The 20,928-nt window shown below is 71.2% G+C and carries 19 protein-coding genes; 13 read left to right on the top strand and 6 right to left on the bottom strand.

Features of this window, described 5'->3' with window-relative positions:
- The first annotated feature begins 56 nt into the window (after nucleotides 1–56).
- The 3 genes from IPH07_39570 (at nucleotide 57) to IPH07_39560 (ending at nucleotide 3,260) form a co-directional block, all read left to right on the top strand.
- The gene (locus tag IPH07_39570; GenBank protein ID MBK6923555.1) at nucleotides 57–1,718 is read left to right on the top strand and encodes a hypothetical protein; all 1,662 of its coding nucleotides are present in this window, start codon (nucleotides 57–59) and stop codon (nucleotides 1,716–1,718) included.
- 11 nt (nucleotides 1,719–1,729) lie between these two features.
- Nucleotides 1,730–2,500, top strand: a complete 771-nt coding sequence (locus IPH07_39565; GenBank protein MBK6923554.1) for a hypothetical protein — start codon at nucleotides 1,730–1,732, stop codon at nucleotides 2,498–2,500.
- A 106-nt stretch (nucleotides 2,501–2,606) separates the two neighbouring features.
- The gene (locus IPH07_39560) at nucleotides 2,607–3,260 is read left to right on the top strand and encodes a hypothetical protein (GenBank protein ID MBK6923553.1); all 654 of its coding nucleotides are present in this window, start codon (nucleotides 2,607–2,609) and stop codon (nucleotides 3,258–3,260) included.
- Nucleotides 3,261–3,305: 45 nt separating this feature from the next.
- Here IPH07_39560 and IPH07_39555 read toward each other — a convergent pair whose 3' ends face one another.
- Complete coding sequence (locus IPH07_39555) at nucleotides 3,306–3,647, bottom strand: hypothetical protein (GenBank protein ID MBK6923552.1); 342 nt, start codon at nucleotides 3,645–3,647, stop codon at nucleotides 3,306–3,308.
- Nucleotides 3,648–3,654: 7 nt separating this feature from the next.
- On the opposite strand from IPH07_39555, the gene IPH07_39550 reads away from it, so the two are divergent.
- From IPH07_39550 to IPH07_39540, 3 genes are all read left to right on the top strand, one after another.
- Complete coding sequence (locus IPH07_39550) at nucleotides 3,655–3,933, top strand: hypothetical protein (GenBank protein MBK6923551.1); 279 nt, start codon at nucleotides 3,655–3,657, stop codon at nucleotides 3,931–3,933.
- A 132-nt stretch (nucleotides 3,934–4,065) separates the two neighbouring features.
- Nucleotides 4,066–4,773 (top strand): hypothetical protein, encoded by a 708-nt coding sequence (locus tag IPH07_39545; GenBank protein MBK6923550.1) that lies wholly within the window; start codon nucleotides 4,066–4,068, stop codon nucleotides 4,771–4,773.
- On the top strand, nucleotides 4,770–6,254 hold the full coding sequence (locus IPH07_39540; GenBank protein MBK6923549.1) for a UDP-N-acetylmuramoyl-L-alanyl-D-glutamate--2,6-diaminopimelate ligase: 1,485 nt from the start codon (nucleotides 4,770–4,772) through the stop codon (nucleotides 6,252–6,254). Before IPH07_39545 ends, IPH07_39540 begins: the two co-directional genes overlap by 4 nt.
- Here IPH07_39540 and IPH07_39535 read toward each other — a convergent pair whose 3' ends face one another.
- The 3 genes from IPH07_39535 to IPH07_39525 form a co-directional block, all read right to left on the bottom strand.
- A complete protein-coding gene (locus tag IPH07_39535) occupies nucleotides 6,255–7,175 on the bottom strand; it encodes an MBL fold metallo-hydrolase (GenBank protein ID MBK6923548.1) in 921 nt (306 codons plus the stop codon). It lies immediately after the preceding gene.
- Between the two features lie 69 nt (nucleotides 7,176–7,244).
- Nucleotides 7,245–8,657 (bottom strand): DUF1552 domain-containing protein, encoded by a 1,413-nt coding sequence (locus IPH07_39530; protein MBK6923547.1) that lies wholly within the window; start codon nucleotides 8,655–8,657, stop codon nucleotides 7,245–7,247.
- Between the two features lie 2 nt (nucleotides 8,658–8,659).
- Nucleotides 8,660–10,354, bottom strand: coding sequence for a DUF1592 domain-containing protein (locus IPH07_39525; protein ID MBK6923546.1), 1,695 nt, complete (start codon nucleotides 10,352–10,354; stop codon nucleotides 8,660–8,662).
- A 294-nt stretch (nucleotides 10,355–10,648) separates the two neighbouring features.
- Between IPH07_39525 and IPH07_39520 the strand changes: the two genes are divergently transcribed.
- Together IPH07_39520 and IPH07_39515 are read left to right on the top strand one after the other, a co-directional pair.
- Nucleotides 10,649–11,299 carry a hypothetical protein gene (locus IPH07_39520; protein MBK6923545.1) on the top strand — a complete coding sequence of 217 codons (651 nt, stop codon included), beginning with the start codon at nucleotides 10,649–10,651 and terminating at the stop codon, nucleotides 11,297–11,299.
- A 127-nt stretch (nucleotides 11,300–11,426) separates the two neighbouring features.
- Nucleotides 11,427–12,215, top strand: coding sequence for a thioesterase family protein (locus IPH07_39515; GenBank protein MBK6923544.1), 789 nt, complete (start codon nucleotides 11,427–11,429; stop codon nucleotides 12,213–12,215).
- On the opposite strand, the gene IPH07_39510 is transcribed toward IPH07_39515, so the two are convergent.
- Complete coding sequence (locus IPH07_39510) at nucleotides 12,208–13,560, bottom strand: UDP-N-acetylmuramoyl-tripeptide--D-alanyl-D-alanine ligase (protein MBK6923543.1); 1,353 nt, start codon at nucleotides 13,558–13,560, stop codon at nucleotides 12,208–12,210. The genes IPH07_39515 and IPH07_39510 overlap by 8 nt on opposite strands.
- A gap of 250 nt (nucleotides 13,561–13,810) precedes the next feature.
- Between IPH07_39510 and IPH07_39505 the strand changes: the two genes are divergently transcribed.
- From IPH07_39505 to IPH07_39485, 5 genes are all read left to right on the top strand, one after another.
- Nucleotides 13,811–14,320 carry an HNH endonuclease gene (locus tag IPH07_39505; GenBank protein ID MBK6923542.1) on the top strand — a complete coding sequence of 170 codons (510 nt, stop codon included), beginning with the start codon at nucleotides 13,811–13,813 and terminating at the stop codon, nucleotides 14,318–14,320.
- A gap of 213 nt (nucleotides 14,321–14,533) precedes the next feature.
- On the top strand, nucleotides 14,534–15,655 hold the full coding sequence (locus tag IPH07_39500; protein MBK6923541.1) for a phospho-N-acetylmuramoyl-pentapeptide-transferase: 1,122 nt from the start codon (nucleotides 14,534–14,536) through the stop codon (nucleotides 15,653–15,655).
- On the top strand, nucleotides 15,652–17,031 hold the full coding sequence (murD, locus tag IPH07_39495; GenBank protein ID MBK6923540.1) for a UDP-N-acetylmuramoyl-L-alanine--D-glutamate ligase: 1,380 nt from the start codon (nucleotides 15,652–15,654) through the stop codon (nucleotides 17,029–17,031). Before IPH07_39500 ends, murD begins: the two co-directional genes overlap by 4 nt.
- A gap of 67 nt (nucleotides 17,032–17,098) precedes the next feature.
- A complete protein-coding gene (locus IPH07_39490; GenBank protein ID MBK6923539.1) occupies nucleotides 17,099–19,756 on the top strand; it encodes a U32 family peptidase in 2,658 nt (885 codons plus the stop codon).
- Nucleotides 19,753–20,019, top strand: a complete 267-nt coding sequence (locus IPH07_39485) for a chorismate mutase (protein MBK6923538.1) — start codon at nucleotides 19,753–19,755, stop codon at nucleotides 20,017–20,019. The genes IPH07_39490 and IPH07_39485 overlap by 4 nt, the downstream gene beginning before the upstream one ends.
- A gap of 45 nt (nucleotides 20,020–20,064) precedes the next feature.
- Here IPH07_39485 and IPH07_39480 read toward each other — a convergent pair whose 3' ends face one another.
- Nucleotides 20,065–20,928 carry a hypothetical protein gene (locus IPH07_39480; GenBank protein MBK6923537.1) on the bottom strand — a complete coding sequence of 288 codons (864 nt, stop codon included), beginning with the start codon at nucleotides 20,926–20,928 and terminating at the stop codon, nucleotides 20,065–20,067.

Below are 20,928 nucleotides of genomic sequence, written 5' to 3'. Positions count from 1 at the left end.
GCGCGCGGTTGTCCGACCCCTCGCGGGCCAAAGCTATGCTACCCATGCAGGGAGTCGTGCGTGCGTCGAGCCAGCCGGGAGTGCGGGCCTTCGGGGTGGCCGGGCTCGTCGCGCTCGCGATGTCGTCGGGCTGCAACGTGGTCGAGCGGGTGAAGGCCGTGATCAAAGGCGAACCCGCGGCCGACGACACCGGGCAGGGCGCCACCGAGGAACCCGAGGAGCTGGTGGCGCAGATCGAGCGTCCGCCGGTCGCGAAGCCGGCGGAGCCCTCGAACGAGCCGCCGCCGCCGCTCGAACGGGCCAAGCGCAAGCTCGCGTACGCGGCCCGCGGCGCGACCCACCTCGGCTTCAACCTACAGGGCTTGAAGGGCCTGCGCGCGCTCGCAGGCGCGCTGGAGGTGCCGGCATGGGCGGTCGAGGGCGACGGCGAGGTCGGTCGCATGCGCGACGACGATCTGCGCACGGCCTGGACCTGCGAGCTCGATCCCTACAAGCCCTGTGCGCTCGGCATGCACCTCGGCGACGACGCGCAGCTGCAGGCGGTGCGCCTGTTTGCGGCGGCGGAGGGCAAGGCGTTCGACAAGCAGCCGCGACCCGCCAAGGTCCGCATCCACACCGACGACGGCTGGGTCGACGTCGAGCTGCCCGACGTCCGCGACTACGTCTACGTCGTGTTCGGCAAGCCCATCGCGACCACGGCGGTGACGATCGAGGGGCTCGAGTACCACGGGCCCAAGCGCGGCGATCTGCAGGTGGCCGAGGTCGAGATCTACGGGCTCGGCGGCACCGCCCGCGAGCCGCTCGAGCTCGACCCGAGCAAGATGGTGGTCCAGCTCGACACTCCGGCGTGGTCGAAGGAGCGCGACGCTTGGAGCCGCGGCGCCTCGTTCCTCGAGCGACTCGCCGACGACGGCACCCACACCCGCGTGATGCCGGCCACCGCGATCTTCGGCCATCGCGACGATCGCATCCAGCTGGTCGAGCACCTCGACGGCACCGACTGCCGCAGCCATCGCGGGCTGTACTTCCTCTTGGATCGTGAAACCCGGGTGATGGCGCCGGTCGGCGACCTCGGCGGACTCGGCTCGCTGGTCTTCCGCGCGCACGATGGCCTCGGCTACGTCAGCGGCTACGTCGACGACGAATCGGCGCGGCTGTCGGGCGTGGTGCTCGACGGCGAAGTGCTCCGGCATCGACGCACGCAGCGACTGTCCGACAGCGACGGGCCCGGCGTGCTCGGCGACTGGGGCATGGACCGCGACCCGGTGCCACGCCCGGGCTCGCCGAGCAATCGGCCGCTCGACGACTGCACGCTCGGTTCGGACGAGAGCATGGCGGCGTTCGTGGCCGCGACCAAGGCCAAGCCCAAGAGCGTCGAGAAGCCCGCCGAGTGGATGATCTGCGAGCTCGGCGAGGGCGTGCGGGTGTACCTCTCGGATCACGGCCCGTGCGGCAAGGCGTGGGACCTGATCGTGCTCGGCGAGCAGGGCGTGGTGGCAAAGCAAGGCGGCCATCGCAACGGCGCGCGCCTGCGACTGCAACGTCGCGGCGGCCGCGAGCTGTTGGTCGAGCTCGGCGGCAGCGACGATGCCGTGGAGATGATGCGTGTGACGCCCAACGGCATCACCTCGCTCGGGACCACCGAGTTCGCCGCCAGTGCGCCGGCGGCCTGCCGCAAGCGCTGCGACGACGTGCTCCGCAACCCTGCCGCGCCCTGACGAAAGTCCGCGTGAGCCACTCGCTGCAACGCACGCTACGTCGGTTGCCGGCGCGCCGGCAGCAACGACTCCTCGCCGGCGACGTCGGCCGCTTCGCCGCGCTCGAGTTCGGCGGGCACGGCATCAGCGGCGGCTTCGCGGTGTTCGCCACCCTGGCGTTGCTCGGCACCGTGCTGAACTACTGGCTGGGCCGCTGGTTCGACGGCCCGCCGCCGCTGGGGCTCGACGGCATCCTCGGCTCGGCGTTCACGGGCGCCGGCCTGTGGATCGCCGCCGGCGCGGTGGTGTCGCACCGCCGCGCGCTGGCGGGTCGCGAGGTCCCACGCCGCGCGATCGCGAGCGCGCTGCGAAGGGAGCTGCACGTCGCCGATCGCAGCCGCGCCGAGCTCGAGGCGCTGGCGTTCACGGCGGCGCGCGCTTGGGTGTTCGGTGGCGACCGGGTCGAGCGCCTGCTGCTCGAGTGCGTCGATGGGGAGTTCGTGGGGCTCTGCGGTCCGGGCGTGGGCGATCGCTTCGCCCCGGCCGAACCCGTCGGACGTCGGTTCACGATCGAGCGCCTGCGGTGGACCGGCACCGTGCTCTCGCTCGCCACCGGCGGCGCCGCGTTGCCGCTGACGGCCGCGCGTTGGCCCGATGCCGAGGACGGCGGCACCGCGCCCAAGGACGACGGCACCGCACTCGTCGCCCACGACGGCATCACCATCTGCGAGGTGTGGCAGGCCCACGAGCTCCCACCCATGCTCGCGGTCGCGATCGGTCGCGCCCCGGCGCCGTTCCGATGACGCGCCAGCTCACCCGCGCCCGATCCTGCACGCGGCTCGAATGATGCGATCCTGCCCGCCTCCACCCACGACCGCGGCCCACGAGGTCGCAGGACGAACCCCACACGTGCCCACCTCTCGACAGCTCCTCCTGGTCTCGATGGCGTTCCTCGCCGCATGCGGCGGCAGCTCCGACGGCAGCGGCGGCGGCGGAGATGCCGGGGCCTCCACCGGCGGCGATGAAGCCCTCACCCACGGCTTCGTCGCGCTGCGCTTCGAGGGCGACGCGGCGACCTATGCCGGCACCGACACCATCGTCGCAACGATGAACTATGGCCCCTGCCTGACGACGTTCTACGCCGACAACCCGCAGATGCGACAGTACGGCAACTTCGGGCAACAGATCTTCGGCGACGGCTCCGCCGGTGGCGAAGGCTGGAAATCGCGCCTGTGCGGAGATGACATCGATCACAGCCCCTGCGAGATCGTGTGGATCACCCAGCGCATCGATACGGTGCAACAGCTCGCCGTCACCTATCAGGTGAGCGAGGCGATGAACGACGGCACGCTGTTGTTCGGCCCGATTCCGACCTCCGACACCGCGCTGTGCGACGGCGAAGCGCTTCCGGTGGTCACGGTCGACATCTCCGAAACGACTGGAATCCGAGGCATCGACGCCGAGGGGCACGACCTGTGGCGTGCGACCACCGTGACACCGAACGCGGCCTCGACCGGACAGAGCGACCCGATGGTGGTGTCCGCCGCACCGGTCGGTGGCTGACGTCCACGACAGCGCTGTCACATTGCCGAGCCGTGGCCCGCGCTGCTAAGGTCCGCCGGTCACCATGCACTTCGATACTCGGAACCACCAACTCGGCTTTCTCCTCTCGCTGGCGGCGCTGCCCCTCGCCGGCTGCGTGATCACCAGCGACGACGGCGACACGGGTGCCGACAGCACCGGTGCGTCCGCGTCGGCTTCGGCGAGCGCGTCGGCCTCCGCCACCGACTCGGCCTCCGCCTCGGCTTCGGCCACCGACTCCGCCAGCGCGTCGGCTTCGGCTTCGGCTTCGGCCTCCGCCTCGGCCACCGACTCGGCCTCGGCCTCGGCTTCGGCCACCGACTCGGCCTCCGCGACCGACACCGACCCGACCGCCGCCGACTCCACCACCGGTGACGTGCCCGCGGTGTGCGAGGCCTACGGCGCCCACTACGTCGAGTGTGGCATCGGCAAGGACCCGACCTACGCCGCGTACTACTGCACCTACGCGCTCGGACTCGGCGCCCGCTATGCCGACTGCGTCGCCGCGGCCGAGGATCTCTACGCGTGCCTCTCGACCGCCGACTGCACGGCGCTGTCGCGCGGCTCGGCGTGCCCGACCGAGCTCGAAGCCGTCACCACCGCGTGTGGCCTCGGCGGCTCCAGCGGTGGCGCCGGCACCAGCAGCGGCGGCTGATCGCGATCGCGATCGAAGCCCGCGGCGCGGCGGCACTGACCACGCGCCGATGCGAAGCGACCGGACCCCAAGCGGCCCGATGCACCGCGCCCCAACCGGCCGCGATCATCGGGCCGCTGCTATGATGCGGCCATGCCCCCCGTCTTGCTGCGCGCCATCGTGGTCACGACGACGCTCCTGCTCGCCTGTGACGACACCACCGCGCAGGTGACCGCAGCGGTCGACGGCGCCGGCAAGCAGGTCGACGCCGCCAAACAGACCGCGGCGCAGGTCGCCGACGATGCCAGCAAGCAGGTCGATGCCGCCAAGCAGGCGGTCGACGGCGCCGGCAAGTCCGCCGCCGACGCGATGGATCGCAGCAAACGCGCGTGGGCGGGGCTCACCGACACCGGCCAGCTCAGCAAGGACGCGCTCGCCTGGCTCGGCGCGCAGGCCGAGGGCACCGACATGGGCAGCGTGGTCGCCAAGGGCGTGCAGGTGGCCCCGGTCGCCCTCGAGATCGGCGTGACGATCAACCAGGCGGTCGACAGCGAGACCGTGGTCGAGCCGATCTACCAACCGCTCGACGGCCGCGATCCCGAGGCGGTCGATCGCGCCATCGCTGGCATGCCGCGGGTCGAGGTCGTCGATGGCGTGAAGATCGGGTTCAGCCAGCTCAACCGCGTCGATGCGGGAACGTCGATCGACGAGCGCGCGTACCTGGTGACCTGGCGACGCGAGACCCACCTGGTGGGCTTCGTCTACCGCACCAAGCGCACGGTCGACCTCGAGATGTTGATCCGCGAGAGCCCACGCCTCTTCCGCCTCACCCGCGACGCCATCGCCGACGAGACGCCATGATCACGCTGGGCCAGCTGCTGCAGGGCGTCACGGACGCACGCATGGTTCGTTGCGACGCCGCCACGGCGATCGCTGCGGTCGCCACCGACTCACGACGCGTCGCGCCGGGGGACCTCTTCGTCGCGCTCACCGGGGCGTCGCACGACGCCCATCGATTCGTGCCCGAGGTGCTCGCGCGCGGTGCCGCGGCGGTGGTCGTGCGCGAGGGCTTCACCACCGACGGCCCCCACGTATCGGTGCCCGACACCTGGGCGGCGCTGCCGATCATCGCCGCGCACGCGCACGGCGACCCTGGCGAGCACCTGCGGCTCGCCGCCGTCACCGGCACCAACGGCAAGACCACCACGGCGCACCTGGTCGGCGCGATCCTGCGGACGGCCGGCCGCGCCCACGCGCGGCTCGGGACCACCGGCAACTGGCTCGTCGACCACGAGGATCGCAGCAGCTTCACGACCCCCTTCCCACTCGAACTGCAGGCGTTGCTGGCCGACGCCCGCCGCCGCGGCGCCACCGATGTCGTGATGGAGGCGTCGTCGCATGCGCTCGCGCAGGCACGCGTCGCACCGCTGCGGTTCGCAGGCGTCGGGCTCACCAGCTTCAGCCAGGACCACCTCGATTTCCATCGCGACATGGACGACTACCTGCGCGCCAAGTGCCTGCTGCCGTCGACCTATCTGCGGCGCGACGGCATCGCGGTGGCGGCCGTCGACGGGCAGCCCGCGGCGGCGAGCTTCCTCGCGGCCGCAACCGCCGCGGGCGCGAGGGCATGGCGCGCCTCTCGACAAGACCCGACCGCCGAGATCCACGCCGACGCGATCGTCTTCGCCGACACCGGCACGCGTGGATGGCTGGAGACGCCAATGGGGCGCGTCGAGCTGTCGAGCCCGCTGCTGGGCCCGTTCAACCTCGACAACCTCATGGTCACCACCGGCCTCGCGCTCGCGCTGGGACTCGCGCCCGAAGCGATCGCGCAGGGGCTCGCACACGCCCACGGCGCCCCTGGTCGGCTCGAGCCGGTCCGAGGTGAGGGCGGCGGTGGCCCCACGGTGATCGTCGACTACGCCCACACCCCCGACGCGGTCGAGCGCACGCTCGCGGTGCTGCGACCGCTCGCACGCGGGCGGCTGTGGGTGGTGCTCGGCTGCGGAGGCGATCGCGATCCCAGCAAGCGACCGCTGATGGGCGGCATCGCGGCCCGCGACGCCGACCGCTTCTTCGCCACCTCCGACAACCCGCGCAGCGAATCGCCCGAGCGCATCGTCGACGACATGCTCGCCGGCATGCCGTCCGCACTGGCGGCCAAGGTCACGCGCGAGGTCGATCGCGCGGCCGCGATCGCGATGGCGATCGCGCTTGCCGACGACGACGATCTGGTGGTCGTCGCTGGCAAGGGCCACGAGGACTACCAGCAGCTCGCAGGTCAGACCATCCACTTCGACGATCGCGAGCACGCCCGTGCGGCGCTCGCGAGGCGCGGCTGATCACAGCCGCAGGGTCTCACCGATCGCGGGGATCGAGCGTCGCGCCTCGGGCAGACCGCGCGCGTCCCAGTGCTCGCGCAGCAGCGTCGGTGGTTCGAGCAGGTCCTCGTCGGTCAGCTTGAAGGTGCCCCAGTGCATCGCGACGAAGCGCGTGGCGCCGAGCGCTTCGAACGCCTGCACCGCCTCGATCGGATCGATGTGCTGGGTGCGCATGAACCACCGCGGCTCGTAGGCGCCGATCGGCAGCATCGCCGCGTCGATGACACCAGCGCGACGGCCGATCTCTTCGAAGCCGTCGAACCACGCGGTATCGCCCGAGTGGTACACGCGCACGCCGTCGCGCGCGATGACGTAGCCACCCCACAGCGTGGCGTTCTCGTCGAACAGCCCCCGGCGGCTCCAGTGCTGTGAGGGCACGAAGGTGATCTCGAAGCCCTCGACCTCGCGCTGCTCCCACCACTGCATCTCGACCACGCGCGGGAACCCTGCGCGCTCGAACCACCGCCGCAGGCCATGCGGTACCACGTAGACCGCGTCGGGGCCGATCGCCTTCAGGCTCGGCGCATCCATGTGATCGCGATGGTTGTGGGTGATGAGCACGACGTCGATCTTCGGCAGGTCGGCGCGGGCGAGCCCGGGCGGGCCGTTGCGCACGACCACCGCCAGCCGCCGCGAGAACACCGGGTCGATCAGCAGCGAGCGTCCGCCCTGCTGGACCAAGAAGCTGGCGTGCCCGATCCACGTCAGCGAGGGCTCGGCGCCGCCACGACGCAGGGCGGCGCCGTCGTTGGCCACGCGCGGCACCTCGGCCGTCGCCGCCGCGACGATCTTCCGACCGTCGTGCAGACCCAGCTTCCACTTGAGCACCGTGCCGAGCCCGTGGGGGTTGCGGCTGCCATCTCGATTGGTGAAGCGCGACATCGACCTGGGGGGCGCGCGGCGACGGCCGCGACGCTCCCAGGTTCTAGCAGAACCAAGGTGGCTTGCAGGTCAGGCCTTGAGCGCGTCGAACTCGCCGGCCTCGGCGAACGCCGGATCACCGAAGATCGTCAGCGGCCCACCGGTGTCGTCGGTCACTCCGCAGGCGTTGGCGATGGTCGTGAGCAGCTTGTTGTGCGGCGCGTCGACGTCGTTGACGGTGCTGTCCTGCGCGGTGACCTTGATGTACTGCCCCGTGCGCAGGTAGCCGCCGCAGGAGCCGAACATCACGTACGGCATGTCCATGAAGTGGTGGGCCTTGCCGTCCGAGAGGTTGTTGGTCCACATCACCGCGGTGTGATCGAGCACGGTGCCGTCGCCTTCGGTGTAGGCATCGAGCTGATCGAGCAGGTACGCCAGCTGGGTGGCATACCAGCGATCGATGTCGAACAGCATGTCGAGGTAGCCGTCCACCGCCGAGCCCGAGCAGTCGTCGGCGGTGTTGCCGTGCGACAGCTTGTGGTGGTTGTACTGGTGGCTCATGCCGTCCCACGTGAAGACCGGGCCACCGGCCTCGGAGCCCCACATCAGCGTTGCGGCATGATTGGCGCCGCACGCCAGCGCGAGCGCGAGGATGTCCATCTGCAGCAGGCCGATGCGCTTGTACTCGCTGTCGGCATCGACGTTGGCCCCCTCGAGCGCCTGCAGCTCCGACACACGGCCGTCGTCGAGCATGCACGGGATCAACCCCGCCTCACCCATGCCGACCTCGAGGTCACGGATCGCGGTGAGGTGCATGTCGAGCTTGGCCCGATCGGCCTGCGAGATGCTGCCACCGCCGATGCGGTTGAAGTCGCGCTCGACCAGATCGAGCACGCTCTCGCGCCGCGCGGTCAGGCGCATGATCGCGACGTCGTCGAGGTTCGACAGGCCCATGAGGTCTTGGTAGACCAGCCACGGGTTGTTCTCGCCCACCGCAGGGCCGTTGGCACCGGTGTACGAGACCACGCCGTTGGTGCCCTGGTAGCGGTAGCCGACGTGCAAGTTGAGCGCCGGTGTGCCGCCGTCGTTGCGCTGGGTCGCGATCACCTGATCGAGCGATGCACCGGTGGCGTAGAGCGTGCCTTCGTCGAGTGGCCGCGCGGTGAGGCGGTGGCCGACGCCCTTGACGTGGTCGCAGCCGGCGACCGGGTCCCAGCCGAAGCCACGAGGCACGGTGTGGATGCCGCGGGGGACCAGCATCTTGTCGACGTGGGCGGAGAGCGGCTCGAGTGCGGTGCCCGCGAGGCCCGCGGCCGTCAGCGCACCATACGGTGAGGTGGGCCAGAAGCGCGTGATCTCGACGCCGTTGCAGCAGCAGAAGCCAACGAAGCGTCGAGGTGTGCCGTCGTCGGCCGCACGTGCACGGCGGGGCAGCATCGACTCGAGCATCGGCAGCGCGACCGCGATGCCACCGGCGCCCCGGAGGAAGTTGCGTCGTTTCATGTTCACTCGCCCCCTTGCGCAGCGCGGAATCGGAAGCTGGCAGTCTGCGTCAGCGCGACCAGCAGCTCTTGTACGTCGTAGTCCTGCGCGAGCATGGCCTCGTGCAGGCCGTCGAGCGTGCAGGTGTCAGCAGAGGTCTCGGCGCGCGCGCTGGCATAGCGGAACCACTGCGTGCTGTAGCAGCGCTTGGCGACATCCGAGGTCGCGAGCTGCTCGATCATGTCGACCGCGCCCGTGAAGCTCATCGAGGTGCCGTCGGGATTGGTGAACGAGGCCACGGTGTCGACCGGCTCACCGTTGTCGACGCTGCGCAGCGTGCCCATCGCGTCGAAGTTCTCGAACGCGTAGCCCGGCGCGTTGATCATCGCGTGGCACGGCGCGCACTGCTCGGGCGAGGTGTGCTGCTCGACACGTTGACGGGTGGTGCGGATGTTCTCGTCGGCGGGGGGCAGCTGCAGGTCCACGCCCGGCGGCGGGTCGGGGATCTCGGTGCACAGCACCTGGCGCTGCACGAAGGTCCCGCGATGGATCGGCGAGCTCTCACCAAAGTACGCGTTGGCGGCCAGGAAGCCCGGGTGGGTGAGGAAGCCGGCACGCGTCGCGGGATCGACCTCGACCGGCGTGAGCGTGTCGCCGAAGCCACCCGCGAGGCCGTAGATCCGCGCCAGCCGATCGTCGACGAACGTGCTGCGCGAGGTCATGAGGTCGGCGAAGGTCGCGTCCTGCTCGAGGATCAGCGAGCGGAAGAACTCCCGGGTCTCGGCCGCCATCGAGGCCGGGGTCTCGGCGTCGAAGTCGGGGAACAGGTCGGGGTCCTTCGAGATGTTCGAGTAGCGGTCCATGCGGAGCCACTGGCTGTGGAAATCCTGTACGGGGTCGGCCGCGCGCGCGTCAGCCAGCAGGCGCCGTGCGTGCGCCTCGATACCGGCGGCGTCGTCGAGCTCGCCGGCCTCGGCGGCGTCGAGCAGCGCGTCGTCGGGCATCGAGTTCCACAGCATGTACGAGAGGCGCGCGGCGATCTCCCAGCCATCGAGCGCGACCACGGCGTCGTCGGGGCCCGGCGTGCTGAGCTCGACGCGATACAAGAAGCTCGGCGCCTGCAGCATCGTCTCGATCACCAGCGCGATGCCCTGCTCGAAGGCGGTGCCCCCCTCGTAGAGCCCTGCACCCCTGGCGTAGATGTCGACGAACGCTGCGTGCTCGTCGGCGGTGATGGGGCGGCGGAAGGCGCGACGGCCGAAGCGGTCGATGAACTGGTCGACGCACGGCATCGGGTCGGCCGCGGGCTCGCAGCCGACCACCCCCGAGAGCCGCGGGGTATCGGCCAGCAGATCGGCGGCGATCGCCTCGGCCGCACGGCGATAGTCGCGGGCGAGACGATCGTTGACGACCAGCTGATCGGCGTTGTTGGTGAAGCCCTTCACCGCGGTGTCGGCGAGGAAGGCGGCCGAGGGGCGGTCCTGCACACCCAAGAGGTCGCGCACGGTGTTGTCGTACTGGCCGTGGGTGAGCCGCACGAACTGGGTCATCGGACCCGGCATCGCGTCGGCCTCGCAGTACGGGTCCTCGGCACCGGACTCACCGGCGTCGGATCCCCCACCGTCCGCGGCACCCGATGCCTGGGTGTCGACCCCGCGATAGCAGGCACCGGTCAGTGGCAGCAGCGCGAGGACCAGCTTCGAGGTTTGCGTGGCCATCTCGCGAGCACGACACGCGAGGCCACTCGCGTGGGTGAGAATTTCTCGGGCGGCTCGCATTCGTCCGGCGGCGGTCGCCGAACGGTAGCGAGCCCAACGGGATCGGCGCCCGCGCGCTTGGGGCCCGTAGACCGCAGCGCGCGGGGACTCTGCGGGCGGCCATGATCGCCGGCACTGCGCCGGATCCATGCAGACCCGCCCCGGCCGGCGTGATCGTCGGCACCCGTCGGGGCACTACCGCTTGCCAGCGGCCGCCCGTCGCGGCCACGCTCGCCCACCTTACCGGAACTCGACATGTCCGATCGCGACCAACTCCATCGCCTCTCCTTCCTGCTCATGTTCGCCAGCCTGCCGCTCGCCTGCAGCGACGATGGCAATGGCACCGGCGACGACGGCTCGTCGTCCACCGATGCCTCGAGCACTTCGGCCTCGACCACCGCGTCGACCACCGCGTCGACCACGATGACCTCCGACGCGACCACGACGGAGAGCACGACTGCGACGACTGCGACGACCCAGTCCGACAGCTCGAGCGCGGGCGACTCGAGCAGCACCGGCGACTCGACCGCCGGTGACTCGAGCGGCGCCGGCGAGTCGAGCAGCGGCGGCGGCACCGATCCCGGCAGCTCGAGCAGCACCGATCCCGGCAGCTCGAGCGGCAGCTCCGGCGGCATGCAGGGCAACTACAGCTGCGACGGCTACGCGGCGCTCGTCGTGATGTGCAACCCGGAGTACGCCAACTATCTCGATCAGATCGAGGCCGAGTGTCTCGGCCAGGTGGGGATGTTCGTCGACGCCGATGGCCCCGAGTGCGGCGCCGCGCTCGAGGACATGCTCGCGTGCGTCAGCACCCTCGACTGCCCCACCTGGGAGAGCGGCGACTTCTGTCCGACCGAGTCGGCAGCCGCACTCGACGCGTGCCCGAGCATCATGGCGATGAACTAAGGCGCAGCGGCCGCTGCAGTCCTGCGTGACCGTCACGCTCGATTGCAGCGGTGCGGGTGTCTGCGTGGCGTAACCTCGACGCGGCCCGTCGCCGATCGAGGTCCGCATGAGCGCCAGCTTTCCCCAGATGTTCGAGCCTACGCGCCGCGACGAGCGGCGCTTCGATCTCGAGGTGCAGCCCGGCTGGGCCCAGGGTCGCGGCACCTTCGGGGGCTTGGTGCTCGCCGCACTCGTGCGCGCAATGCAGCAGTGCGAGCCCGAGCTCGAGCGATCGCTGCGGTCCGTGACCGGCGAGCTGGTCGGGCCGGTGGTACCGGGCGCCTGCGAGATCACGGTCGAGCTGTTGCGGCGCGGCAACGCGGTGTCGAGCTTCTCGGCGTCGTTGCGACAGCCCGCGCACGCCGGCGACGACGTGCTCGCGCGCGCGACGGCGGTGTTGGGTCGAACCCGCGCGGTCGATCGCACGTGGGCGCCGGCGCTCGAGGCTGCGCCGCCGCCGTGGGCCGAGCTCACGCCGCTGCCCTACGGCCCGTTCGTGCCCGAGTTCACGCAGCACCTCGAGTTCCGGCTCACGGGTCCGCTGCCGTTCTCCGGCGCGACCGAGGCGATCGCCGCGGGGTTCGTGCGTCCGCGCGTGCCCGGGGCGGTGATCGACGCCGCCACCGTGGTCGCGCTCGCCGACGCGTGGTGGCCCTCGGCGTTCTCGATCGAGCCGCGGCCACGACCGATGGCGACCATCGCGTACACGCTGCAGAACCTGCTGGGCGATCGCCAGCTGCCCGGCGACCTGCCGCTGTACCACCGCGCCCGCGCGATGGCCTCGGACCAGGGCTACTTCGTCGACATGCGCGAGCTGTGGACGCCCGATGGTCAGCTGGTCGCGCTCAACCAGCAGACCTTCGTGTGGATCAAGTAGCGCGCCCGGCCCCGCGCAGCGCGTCGACCAGGCCTTCGACCACCCGCTCGAGTCGCATGCCGCGGCTGCCCTTGAGCAGCACCGCGCTCGGGCCCGTCATCTGCGCGAGCACCCACGCGGCGGCCTCGTCGACGTCCTCGGTCGCCAGCGATTCGATGCCCGCCGCCGCGGTCTCGCGCACCAACTCCCGCGCGCGCGGGCCGAACCCGACCACGGCGTCGACGCCGGCCTCGACGCATCGACGCCCGACCTCGGCGTGCAGCGCGAGCTCGTCGGGGCCGAGCTCGAGCATGTCGCCGAGCACCACGATGCGTCGGCGATCGCGGTGCAGTGCCGCGATGCTGCCCAGCGCGGCGGCGACCGACCCGGGGTTGGCGTTGTAGCAGTCGGCGATCACCAGGTGCCGCCCGCAAGCGATCGCCCGCCCGCGATCACCGACGGGTTCGACCGCCGCGAGCGCGTCGAGCATCGGCGACAGCGGGAGCCCGGCGAACAGACCCACCGCGAGCGCAGCGGCGGCGTTGCGGGCATTGTGCAGCCCGAATAGCTGCAGCGTCAGCTCGAACTCGCCGTACTCGGCGGTCGCCAGCCTCACCTTCGTGCCGGCGTGCTGTTCGACCGCGACCACGCGCACGTCGGCGTCGGCGTCGGGGCCGACGCGCAGGAGCGTCAGGGCCTCACCGCCGGCACGGGCCAGCACCGCCGGGGTGACGTGGGGGCGCAGCAGCGGCTCGTCCGACGGCACCACGACCGCACCGCCGGGGCGCACGTGGGCCACGGGCTCGGCCTCGGCAGCAGCGATCGCCTCGATCGACTTCATGAACTCGAGGTGCTCGAGCGCAATCGAGGTCACGACCGCGATCGTCGGTCGCACGATCGACGCCAGCAGCGCGTTCTCGCCGGGGGCACTCATGCCCAGCTCGATGACGGCGGCGTCCGGGTGCTCGGGCTCGCCGAGCAGCGTCAGCGGCACGCCGAGGTGATTGTTGAGGTTGCCGCGCGTGCACAGCACGTCCTCGAAGCCGGTCGCCAGCACCGCGGAGATCATCGCGCGCGTGGTGGTCTTGCCATTGCTGCCGGTGATCGCCACCACCGGGCCGTCGACCGCCTCGCGGCGACCGGCCGCCAGGCGCTGCATCGCAGCCAACGTGTCGTCGACCTCGATGATGCTGAGCTGGGTCCGGGATCGCAGATCGGCGGGCACCACGTAGCCGCGGCGCACGAGCAGTGCGGTCGCGCCGCCGGCGACCGCGTCGGGGATGAAGTCGTGCCCGTCGCGCGCCGCGACGATCGGCACGAACAACCCGCCGGCCAGCGGCCGGCGGCTGTCCAGAAACGCGCCCACGATGCCCGCACGCCCGCTCTGGAGCACTCGACCGCCCGCACCCGCCGCTAGACTCTCCGCCGTCCACCGCATCGCCCGCCCCGACCCGTCGCGTCTCTACTGCGACCGCAGCTTGCTCGCCTTCCGACCCCTACCTCTTCCCTGCCTCTCTTCATAGATGAAGTCGCCCCTTCGCCGCAAACGAAACGAAGCGATCGACCAACCCGCTCGCCGCCGTGCTACCTTGGGGGTTCGACTACGGTGGGGCAAGATGGCCTTGCGCGATACGTTACTGCTCGATCAGGGCTACCAGCCCATCAAAGTCATCCCCTGGCAGCGTGCACTCTGCATGCACTTCGTCGGCAAGGTCGAGGTGCTGCGTGACTACGAGTGGCTGATCAGCACGGTGTCGCGTAGCTATGCCGCGCCGGCGGTGGTCCGCCTGCTCCGCAAGCAGGTGGTGCGGCCGCTGCACGTCCGCTTCTCGCGGGAGAACGTCTACCTGCGCGATGGCCATCGCTGCCAGTACTGCGGCATCCGCTGCGGTCCTCGGGAGCTCACGCTCGATCACGTGGTCCCGCGCAGCGAGGGCGGCAAGACCACGTGGCGCAACGTCGTGACCGCGTGCGTCTCGTGCAACCGTCGCAAGGGCCGTGACTCGCCGGAGGAGGCGGGCATGCGCCTGCGCTCGGTGCCGAACAAGCCGGACTGGCTGGCACCGCGGCTGCTCCACCTCGGCGACGAGGCGGTGCCCGAGCTCTGGCGCGACTGGCTGCACTGACCCGGCGTCGCAACCCATCGACGGTGCCGGGGGCGACGGACCCGCCGGCGCGATGCCGGTGGGCCGACCCAGGCGGGGGCATGGGCCGATTCCCGCCGCCCTGCGCAGGCGCACGCCCCGAGTTCTTGCGCCCACACGGCCGGTCGTGCCACGACTACCGCGTCACGACCGGCCGCCGCTTCGGCGTGCGCGGTCTGCGAATTCGGGGCTTTGGTGCTCTACACGCTGCTCTACCCCTTGAGTGCCAAGTACGCCGCGTTCGGCTGGCTGAACGTGCTGCGCTACACCTCGACGCGGATCATCGCGGCGACGCTCACGGCCCTGCTGCTCTCGTTGGTGCTGTACCCGTGGTTCATCCGCGCGCTGCAGCGGATCCAGCTCGGCCAGGTGGTGCGCGAGGACGGCCCGCAGTCGCACCTGTCCAAGCGCGGCACGCCGACCATGGGCGGCAGCCTCATCCTGTTCACGCTCATCATCCCCACGCTGCTGTGGGCCGACATGAGCAACCCGTACGTGCTGCTCGCGAGCCTCACGACCGCGGGCTATGGCGTGATCGGCTTCGTCGACGATTTCTTGAAGGTGCGGCGCAAGCACTCGGGCGGCATGCCGGCCAAGGTGAAGTTCGCGCTGCAGATCCTGGTCGCGTGCTCGACCATCATCTACCTCTACGAGTCCGGCGTGATGCCCGACAGCATCCGCTACCGCCTGGCGGTACCGTTCCTCGACTTCTACGAGTACGAGCTGGCGCTCGACAAGTGGCTGTACATCGGCTTCGCGGTGTTCGTGGTGGTCGGGTTCTCCAACGCAGTGAACCTGACCGACGGCCTCGACGGGCTCGCGATCGGCCCGGTGATCATTTCGGCCGCGACGTTCCTGGTGCTGACCTACGCGGCGGGCACGATCATCAATCGCAACTTCGACATCGCGTTCTACCTGCACATCCCCCACATCCCGCAGGTCGGTGAGCTGGCGATCTACTGCGGCGCGATGGTCGGGGCCGGCATCGGCTTCCTCTGGTACAACACCTACCCCGCGAGCGTGTTCATGGGCGACGTGGGCTCGTTGCCGCTGGGCGCAGGCCTGGGCTTCCTCGCGGTGGCGTCGAAGAACGAGCTGACCCTGCTCATCGTCGGCGGCATCTTCGTGCTCGAAACCGTGAGCGTGATCGTGCAGGTGACCTCGTTCAAGCTCACGGGCAAGCGGGTGTTCCGCATGGCGCCGATCCACCACCACTTCGAACTCAAGGGTTGGGCCGAGCCCAAGGTGATCGTGCGCTTCTGGATCATCAGCATCATCCTCGCCCTGGTCGCGTTGGCGACGCTCAAGCTGCGATGACGGCCGTCGACGCGCCGCTGCCGTGGCACACGGCGATCGTGATCGGCCTGGGTGCGAGCGGGCTGTCGGCCGCACGCGTGCTGCTGCAGCTCGGGCTGGAGGTGCGGGCGTACGATCGCAAGCGCGACGCCGCACTGCCCGAGGGCGCGGTCGATCTGCGCGGGCTCGACGAGATCCCCGCCGCGGGCATGCAGGGCGTCGACCTCGTGGTGCTGAGCCCAGGCGTGCCGCCCGGGCCCGCCCGCGAGGCCACGCGCCAGTACGCCCCCGATGCGACCATCACCGGTGAGCTCGGCCTGGGCCTGCAGCTGTGGTTCGGCCGACACATCGCGGGCCTGGCCCCGGTGCCGCTCGTGCTCATCACCGGCACCAACGGCAAGAGCACCGTCACCGCGCTCACCGGCGAGCTGCTGCGCGCGGGTGGCTTCACGCCGTTCGTCGGCGGCAACCTCGGCACGCCGCTGTGCGACGCGATCGCTGCCAGGCTACAGGGTCGCGGCGAGGCCCACGACGCACTCGTGCTCGAGTGCTCGAGCTTCCAGCTCGAGACGCTGCCGGCGATCCCCAACGACGTCGGCATGGTCCTGAACGTCACGCCCGATCACCTCGATCGCTACCCCACGATGGAGGCCTACGCCGACACCAAGGCCGAGGTGTTCCGCAACCTCGTGCCGGGCGGGCTCGCGTTGCTCGATCACGGCGGTGAGTTCCGCGAGCGCCTGCAGCCCTCGCGCACCGACGTGCGGGTGTTGGCGATCGGCGAGCCCGGCCATGCCTTCATCGAAGGCGAGGGCTCGGGCCGCACGCTGGTGCTCGGCGACGAGCGCTTCGATCGCGCGCTGCTGCGATTGCCTGGCCGTCACAACGCCAGCAATGCGCTGTTCGCCTTGGCCGCCGCGCGCCACTTCGGCGTACCCCACGACGCCTGCGCACGCACGCTCACCGCCTTTGCGGGTCTGCCCCACCGCATGGTGCTGGTGCGCGAACTCGACGGCGTGCGCTACTACAACGATTCGAAGGCCACCAACGTCGCCAGTGCGATCGCCAGCCTCGGCGGCCTCGACGAGCGCTTCGTGCTGATTGCCGGTGGCCGCGGCAAGGGCGACGACCTCGCGCCGCTCGGCGAGCTGCTGCAGCGACGCGGCCGCGGCGTGGTCGCGATCGGCGAGGCCGGCCCGCTCTTCCACGCGCTCGGCGGCGACACCGTGCCCGCCGCCTTCGCGCCCGACCTGACCGCGGCGGTGACGATCGCCCGCGGCATGGCGCGAACCGGCGACGCGGTCGTGCTCGCGCCGGCGTGCGCGAGCTACGATCAGTTCCGCAGCTACGCGCACCGCGGCGACGTGTTCACCGCCGCCGTGCTCGCGTTGGTGTGATCGGCCGCGGGCCCCCCGGTCGCAGGGGCTTTTGAGTTCGGTGGGCTCCTTCCGGTACAAGGTCCGGGTGCCAGCCCTCCCCGAGATCCTCGCGCCCGCGGGCGACGCCGAGAGCCTCGATGCGGCACTCGCCGCCGGGGCCGACGCGGTCTACTTCGGCCTCGACGAGGGCATGAACGCCCGCGCCCGTGCGACGAACTTCTCCGTCGATGCGCTACCGGCCACGCTCGACCACATCCATCGCGCGGGCGCCCGCGCGTACGTCACGCTCAACACGCTGGTGTTCGAGGACGAGCTGCCGGTGGTCGAGCAGCTGCTGCGCGCGTGCGCGCTGGCCGGGGTCGACGGCGTGATCGTACAGGACCCCGCGGTCGCGCTGCTGGCCCGCGAGGTCGCGCCCTCGATGGAGGTGCATGCCTCGACGCAGATGACGGTGTCGTGCCCCGAGGCGGCTCGCTTCGCACAGTCGCTCGGCGTCACGCGGGTGGTGGTGCCGCGCGAGCTGTCGACCGACGAGATCCGTGCCTTCGCAGCCGGCACCTCGCTCGAGCTCGAGGTCTTCGTCCACGGCGCGCTGTGCATGTCGTGGAGTGGCCAGTGCCTCACCAGCGAGGCCTGGGGCGGGCGCTCGGCGAACCGCGGGCAATGTGCACAGTCGTGCCGCCTCCCGTATGCGCTGATCGTCGACGGCACCCCGCGACCGCTGGGCGACGTCGCGTATCTGCTGAGCCCGCTCGATCTGGCCGGCGCGCGCGCGTTGCCGGCGTTGATCGACGTCGGCGTCGCGAGCCTGAAGATCGAAGGCCGTCTCAAGGGCCCCGCGTATGTGATGACCGCGGTCGAGGGCTATCGTCGCTGGCGTGACGCCGTGGCCAGCGGTCACCGCGACGACGCCGAGGCGCACGCGCAGCTGCAGCGCGACCTCGGCAAGATGGCGGTCGCCTACTCGCGCGGCTTCTCGGACGGCTTCTTCGCGGGCTCCGATCATCAGGACCTCGTCGAGGGCCGCTTTCCGAAGCACCGCGGCGCGCTGCTCGGCGTGGTGACCGAGGTGCGTGGCCTCGACGTGCGCGTGCGACGGGCCGAGCGTCGCAGCAGTGGCGGTGCTGCGACCGGCGGCGGTGCGCCGCGGGGCGTGACCAAGGTGGCGTTGCCGGTCATCGGCGGCGCGTCGCCGGTCGATGCCCGCGGGGTGCCGCTCGCGGTGCCCGAGCCGATCCCCGGCTGCGGTGTCGGCTTCGACACCGGGCGACCGCAGCAAACCGAGCCCGGCGGCGCGCTGTTCGGCGTCGACGCGCTCACCGATGGTTGGTGGCTGCGCTTCGGTCGGCCCGGGCCGGATCTCTCGCAGGTGCGCCCCGGCGATCAGGTGTTCCTCTCGTCGGACCCGCGGCTGCACGCCGAGGCGAAGGCCACGGTCGATCACGGTGCGCGCGGCGTGGGCGGGCGCGTGCCGGTGACGATGCACGTACGCGGCTCGGCCGGCGCGGCGTTGCACGTGTCGCTGCGCGCCGAGGGCCCAGTGGGCCGCGGCGCGACGGTGTCGGGTGCGAGTGACGCGAGGCTCACCGCCTCGACCGGCACCGGCCTCGATCGCGGGTTGCTCACCGACAAGCTCGGCGGCCTCGGTGGCACGCCGTTTCGCCTCGCGCAGCTGGACCTCACGGGGCTCGACGCCGGGCTGCACCTGCCGGTCTCGTCGCTCAAGCAGCTGCGCCGCACGCTGGTGGCCACACTCGAGCAGCAGATGCTGGCCGCCGCGCGCCACCGCGTGCGCGAGGGCGACGCGGCCACGCGGGTGCGTGGTGCCGCCGCGAGCCTGACACAGCCGCAGCGCTGGCAGCCACCCACCGTGCCGCAGCTGGTGCCGCTGGTGCGCACACCGGCACAGCTCGAGGCCGTCATCGCAGCGGGCCTGCCCGAGGTCGAGCTCGACTGGATGGAGCTCGTCGGCCTCGAGCACGCGGTGCGTCGCGCGAAGCAGGCCGGGCTGCTGGTCACGATCGCGACCACGCGGGTGCAGAAGCCCGGCGAGGCCGGCATCGACGCGCGGCTGATGCGACTTTCGCCCGACGGGATCCTCGTGCGTCACTGGGGCGGGCTGGTGCATTTCTCGCAGGTGGTCATGGCCTCGCGGCCGGTCGTGCACGGCGACTTCTCGCTCAACGTCACCAACAGCGTCACCGCACGCCACCTGCTGGCGCTGGGTTGCGACTCGCTCACCGCCGCCCACGATCTCGACGAGACCCAGCTTCATCTCCTGCTCGCGCACGTGCCCGCCGAGCGCATCACCGTCGTCGGCCACCACCACATCGCCACCTTCCACACCGAGCACTGCGTCTACGCGCACACGTTGTCGACGGGCCGGGACTACCGCACGTGCGGCCGGCCCTGCGAGCAGCATCGCATCGCGCTCGGCGATCGTGACGGGCGGCAGCACCCCGTCGTGGTCGACGTCGGCTGCCGCAACACGGTCTTCAACGCGCAGGCGCAGACCGCCGCACGCGCGGTACCACGGCTGCTGGCGGCGGGCGTGCGACGATTCCGGCTCGAGTTCGTGTGGGAGGACGAGGCCACATGCGCCAACGTACTCGCGGCGTGGAGCGCCCTGCTCGCGGGCCGCAGGCGCCCCGACGAGGTCGTCGCCGTGCTCGCCGCCCACGAGCAGTTCGGTGTCACCGCCGGCACCATGCGCGTGTTGTCGCCGCTCGAGGTCCGACGATGACGCCCACACAGCAAGCCCAGCTCGAGGCCGCGCGCGCGCAGATCGATGCCCTCGACGACGCGCTGCTCGACCTGCTCGAGCGGCGCGCGACCGCGGTCGCAGCGCTGTGGGCATGGAAGCACGACGAAGGCCTGCCGCGAGCCGACCCTGCGCGCGAAGCGGCGGTGATCGCCGCGTTGGTCGCGAAGGGCATCGCGCGCGGCCTCGACCCCGAAGCCCTGCGCCGCGTGCTCGCGACCATCATCGGACGACGACTGCGATAGATCGGGGGGTCGACGCGACCACCGGAGCGGCGCAACGCCGCGCGGTCAGATCGGGACGAACGCGATCGCCTCGACCTGCAGGAATTGGCCGTCGAACGCCGCGGGCGCGGGATCGAGGGCAGGCACCACGAGGCCGTCGTCGTTGCGGCGCTGCTCGTCGTTGCGAGGATCGATCTGCAGCGAGACGAGCGCGCCGCTCTCGATCACGACGTCGTGCTGCATGTCGACCAGCACGCAGGCTTCGCCCTGGCCGTGATTGAGGCGCACGGCGAGCGGTGGCATACCGATCGCGAGCTCGGTGTCGCTGCGATTGTCGCCGGCTTGGCCGTCACCCTTGGTGCACCAGTTCCCATCGCGCTGGGCGCAGGTGTAGGGCTTCTCTTCGACCACGCCGCGGATCCACAGCGTGACGCGGAAGCGCTGACCGGGCTCGCCCTCCAGGACCACCTCTTCGCTGGCGTTGGTGGCCTCGCACTGCCCCTCGTCGGCATCGACACCACAGGGCACGTCGACCCGCAGCACCGGCAACGTGGGCACCGTCGTGCACAGCTGGCCATCGCCGATGAGCTCGGGCGCACAGGTGCACACCGGCTGCAGGCCGGTCGCGTCGGGGGCACAGCTGGCGTCGGGATCGCAGGCACCCGGGTCCCCACAGGGATCGACACCGCTGGTGCTGCCGTCACCCGAGTCCGCACCCGCGCCCGAGCTGTCCACGCCCGGCCCGACACCACCCTCGGCACCGCCCGAGGACCCGCCGCCCTGCGTGTCCATCGCGGTGTCCGCGGTTGCGCTGCCGCCCTGCGTGTCGGTGTCGCCACCGGCATCGGTGTCGACGCCCGAGCTGGCCATGCCGCCGCTGTCGAAGCGACAGGCGGCGACCGCCAACAGGCATGCGATGCGTCGTGCCAC

The sequence above is a fragment of the Deltaproteobacteria bacterium genome, from assembly GCA_016709225.1.
Lineage (GTDB): Bacteria > Myxococcota_A > Polyangia > Nannocystales > Nannocystaceae > Xiheibacterium > Xiheibacterium phototrophicum.
This window is presented reverse-complemented; position numbering and strand designations above follow the sequence as displayed.

Excerpts from the sequence above, each read along its gene's own strand:
- IPH07_39545 (MBK6923550.1), top strand. The coding sequence starts at position 4,066 with ATGCCCCCCGTCTTGCTGCGCGCCATCGTGGTCACGACGACGCTCCTG.
- IPH07_39540 (MBK6923549.1), top strand. The coding sequence starts at position 4,770 with ATGATCACGCTGGGCCAGCTGCTGCAGGGCGTCACGGACGCACGCATG.
- IPH07_39535 (MBK6923548.1), bottom strand. The coding sequence starts at position 7,175 with ATGTCGCGCTTCACCAATCGAGATGGCAGCCGCAACCCCCACGGGCTC.
- IPH07_39530 (MBK6923547.1), bottom strand. The coding sequence starts at position 8,657 with ATGAAACGACGCAACTTCCTCCGGGGCGCCGGTGGCATCGCGGTCGCG.
- IPH07_39525 (MBK6923546.1), bottom strand. The coding sequence starts at position 10,354 with ATGGCCACGCAAACCTCGAAGCTGGTCCTCGCGCTGCTGCCACTGACC.
- IPH07_39520 (MBK6923545.1), top strand. The coding sequence starts at position 10,649 with ATGTCCGATCGCGACCAACTCCATCGCCTCTCCTTCCTGCTCATGTTC.
- IPH07_39515 (MBK6923544.1), top strand. The coding sequence starts at position 11,427 with ATGTTCGAGCCTACGCGCCGCGACGAGCGGCGCTTCGATCTCGAGGTG.
- IPH07_39505 (MBK6923542.1), top strand. The coding sequence starts at position 13,811 with ATGGCCTTGCGCGATACGTTACTGCTCGATCAGGGCTACCAGCCCATC.
- murD (MBK6923540.1), top strand. The coding sequence starts at position 15,652 with ATGACGGCCGTCGACGCGCCGCTGCCGTGGCACACGGCGATCGTGATC.
- IPH07_39485 (MBK6923538.1), top strand. The coding sequence starts at position 19,753 with ATGACGCCCACACAGCAAGCCCAGCTCGAGGCCGCGCGCGCGCAGATC.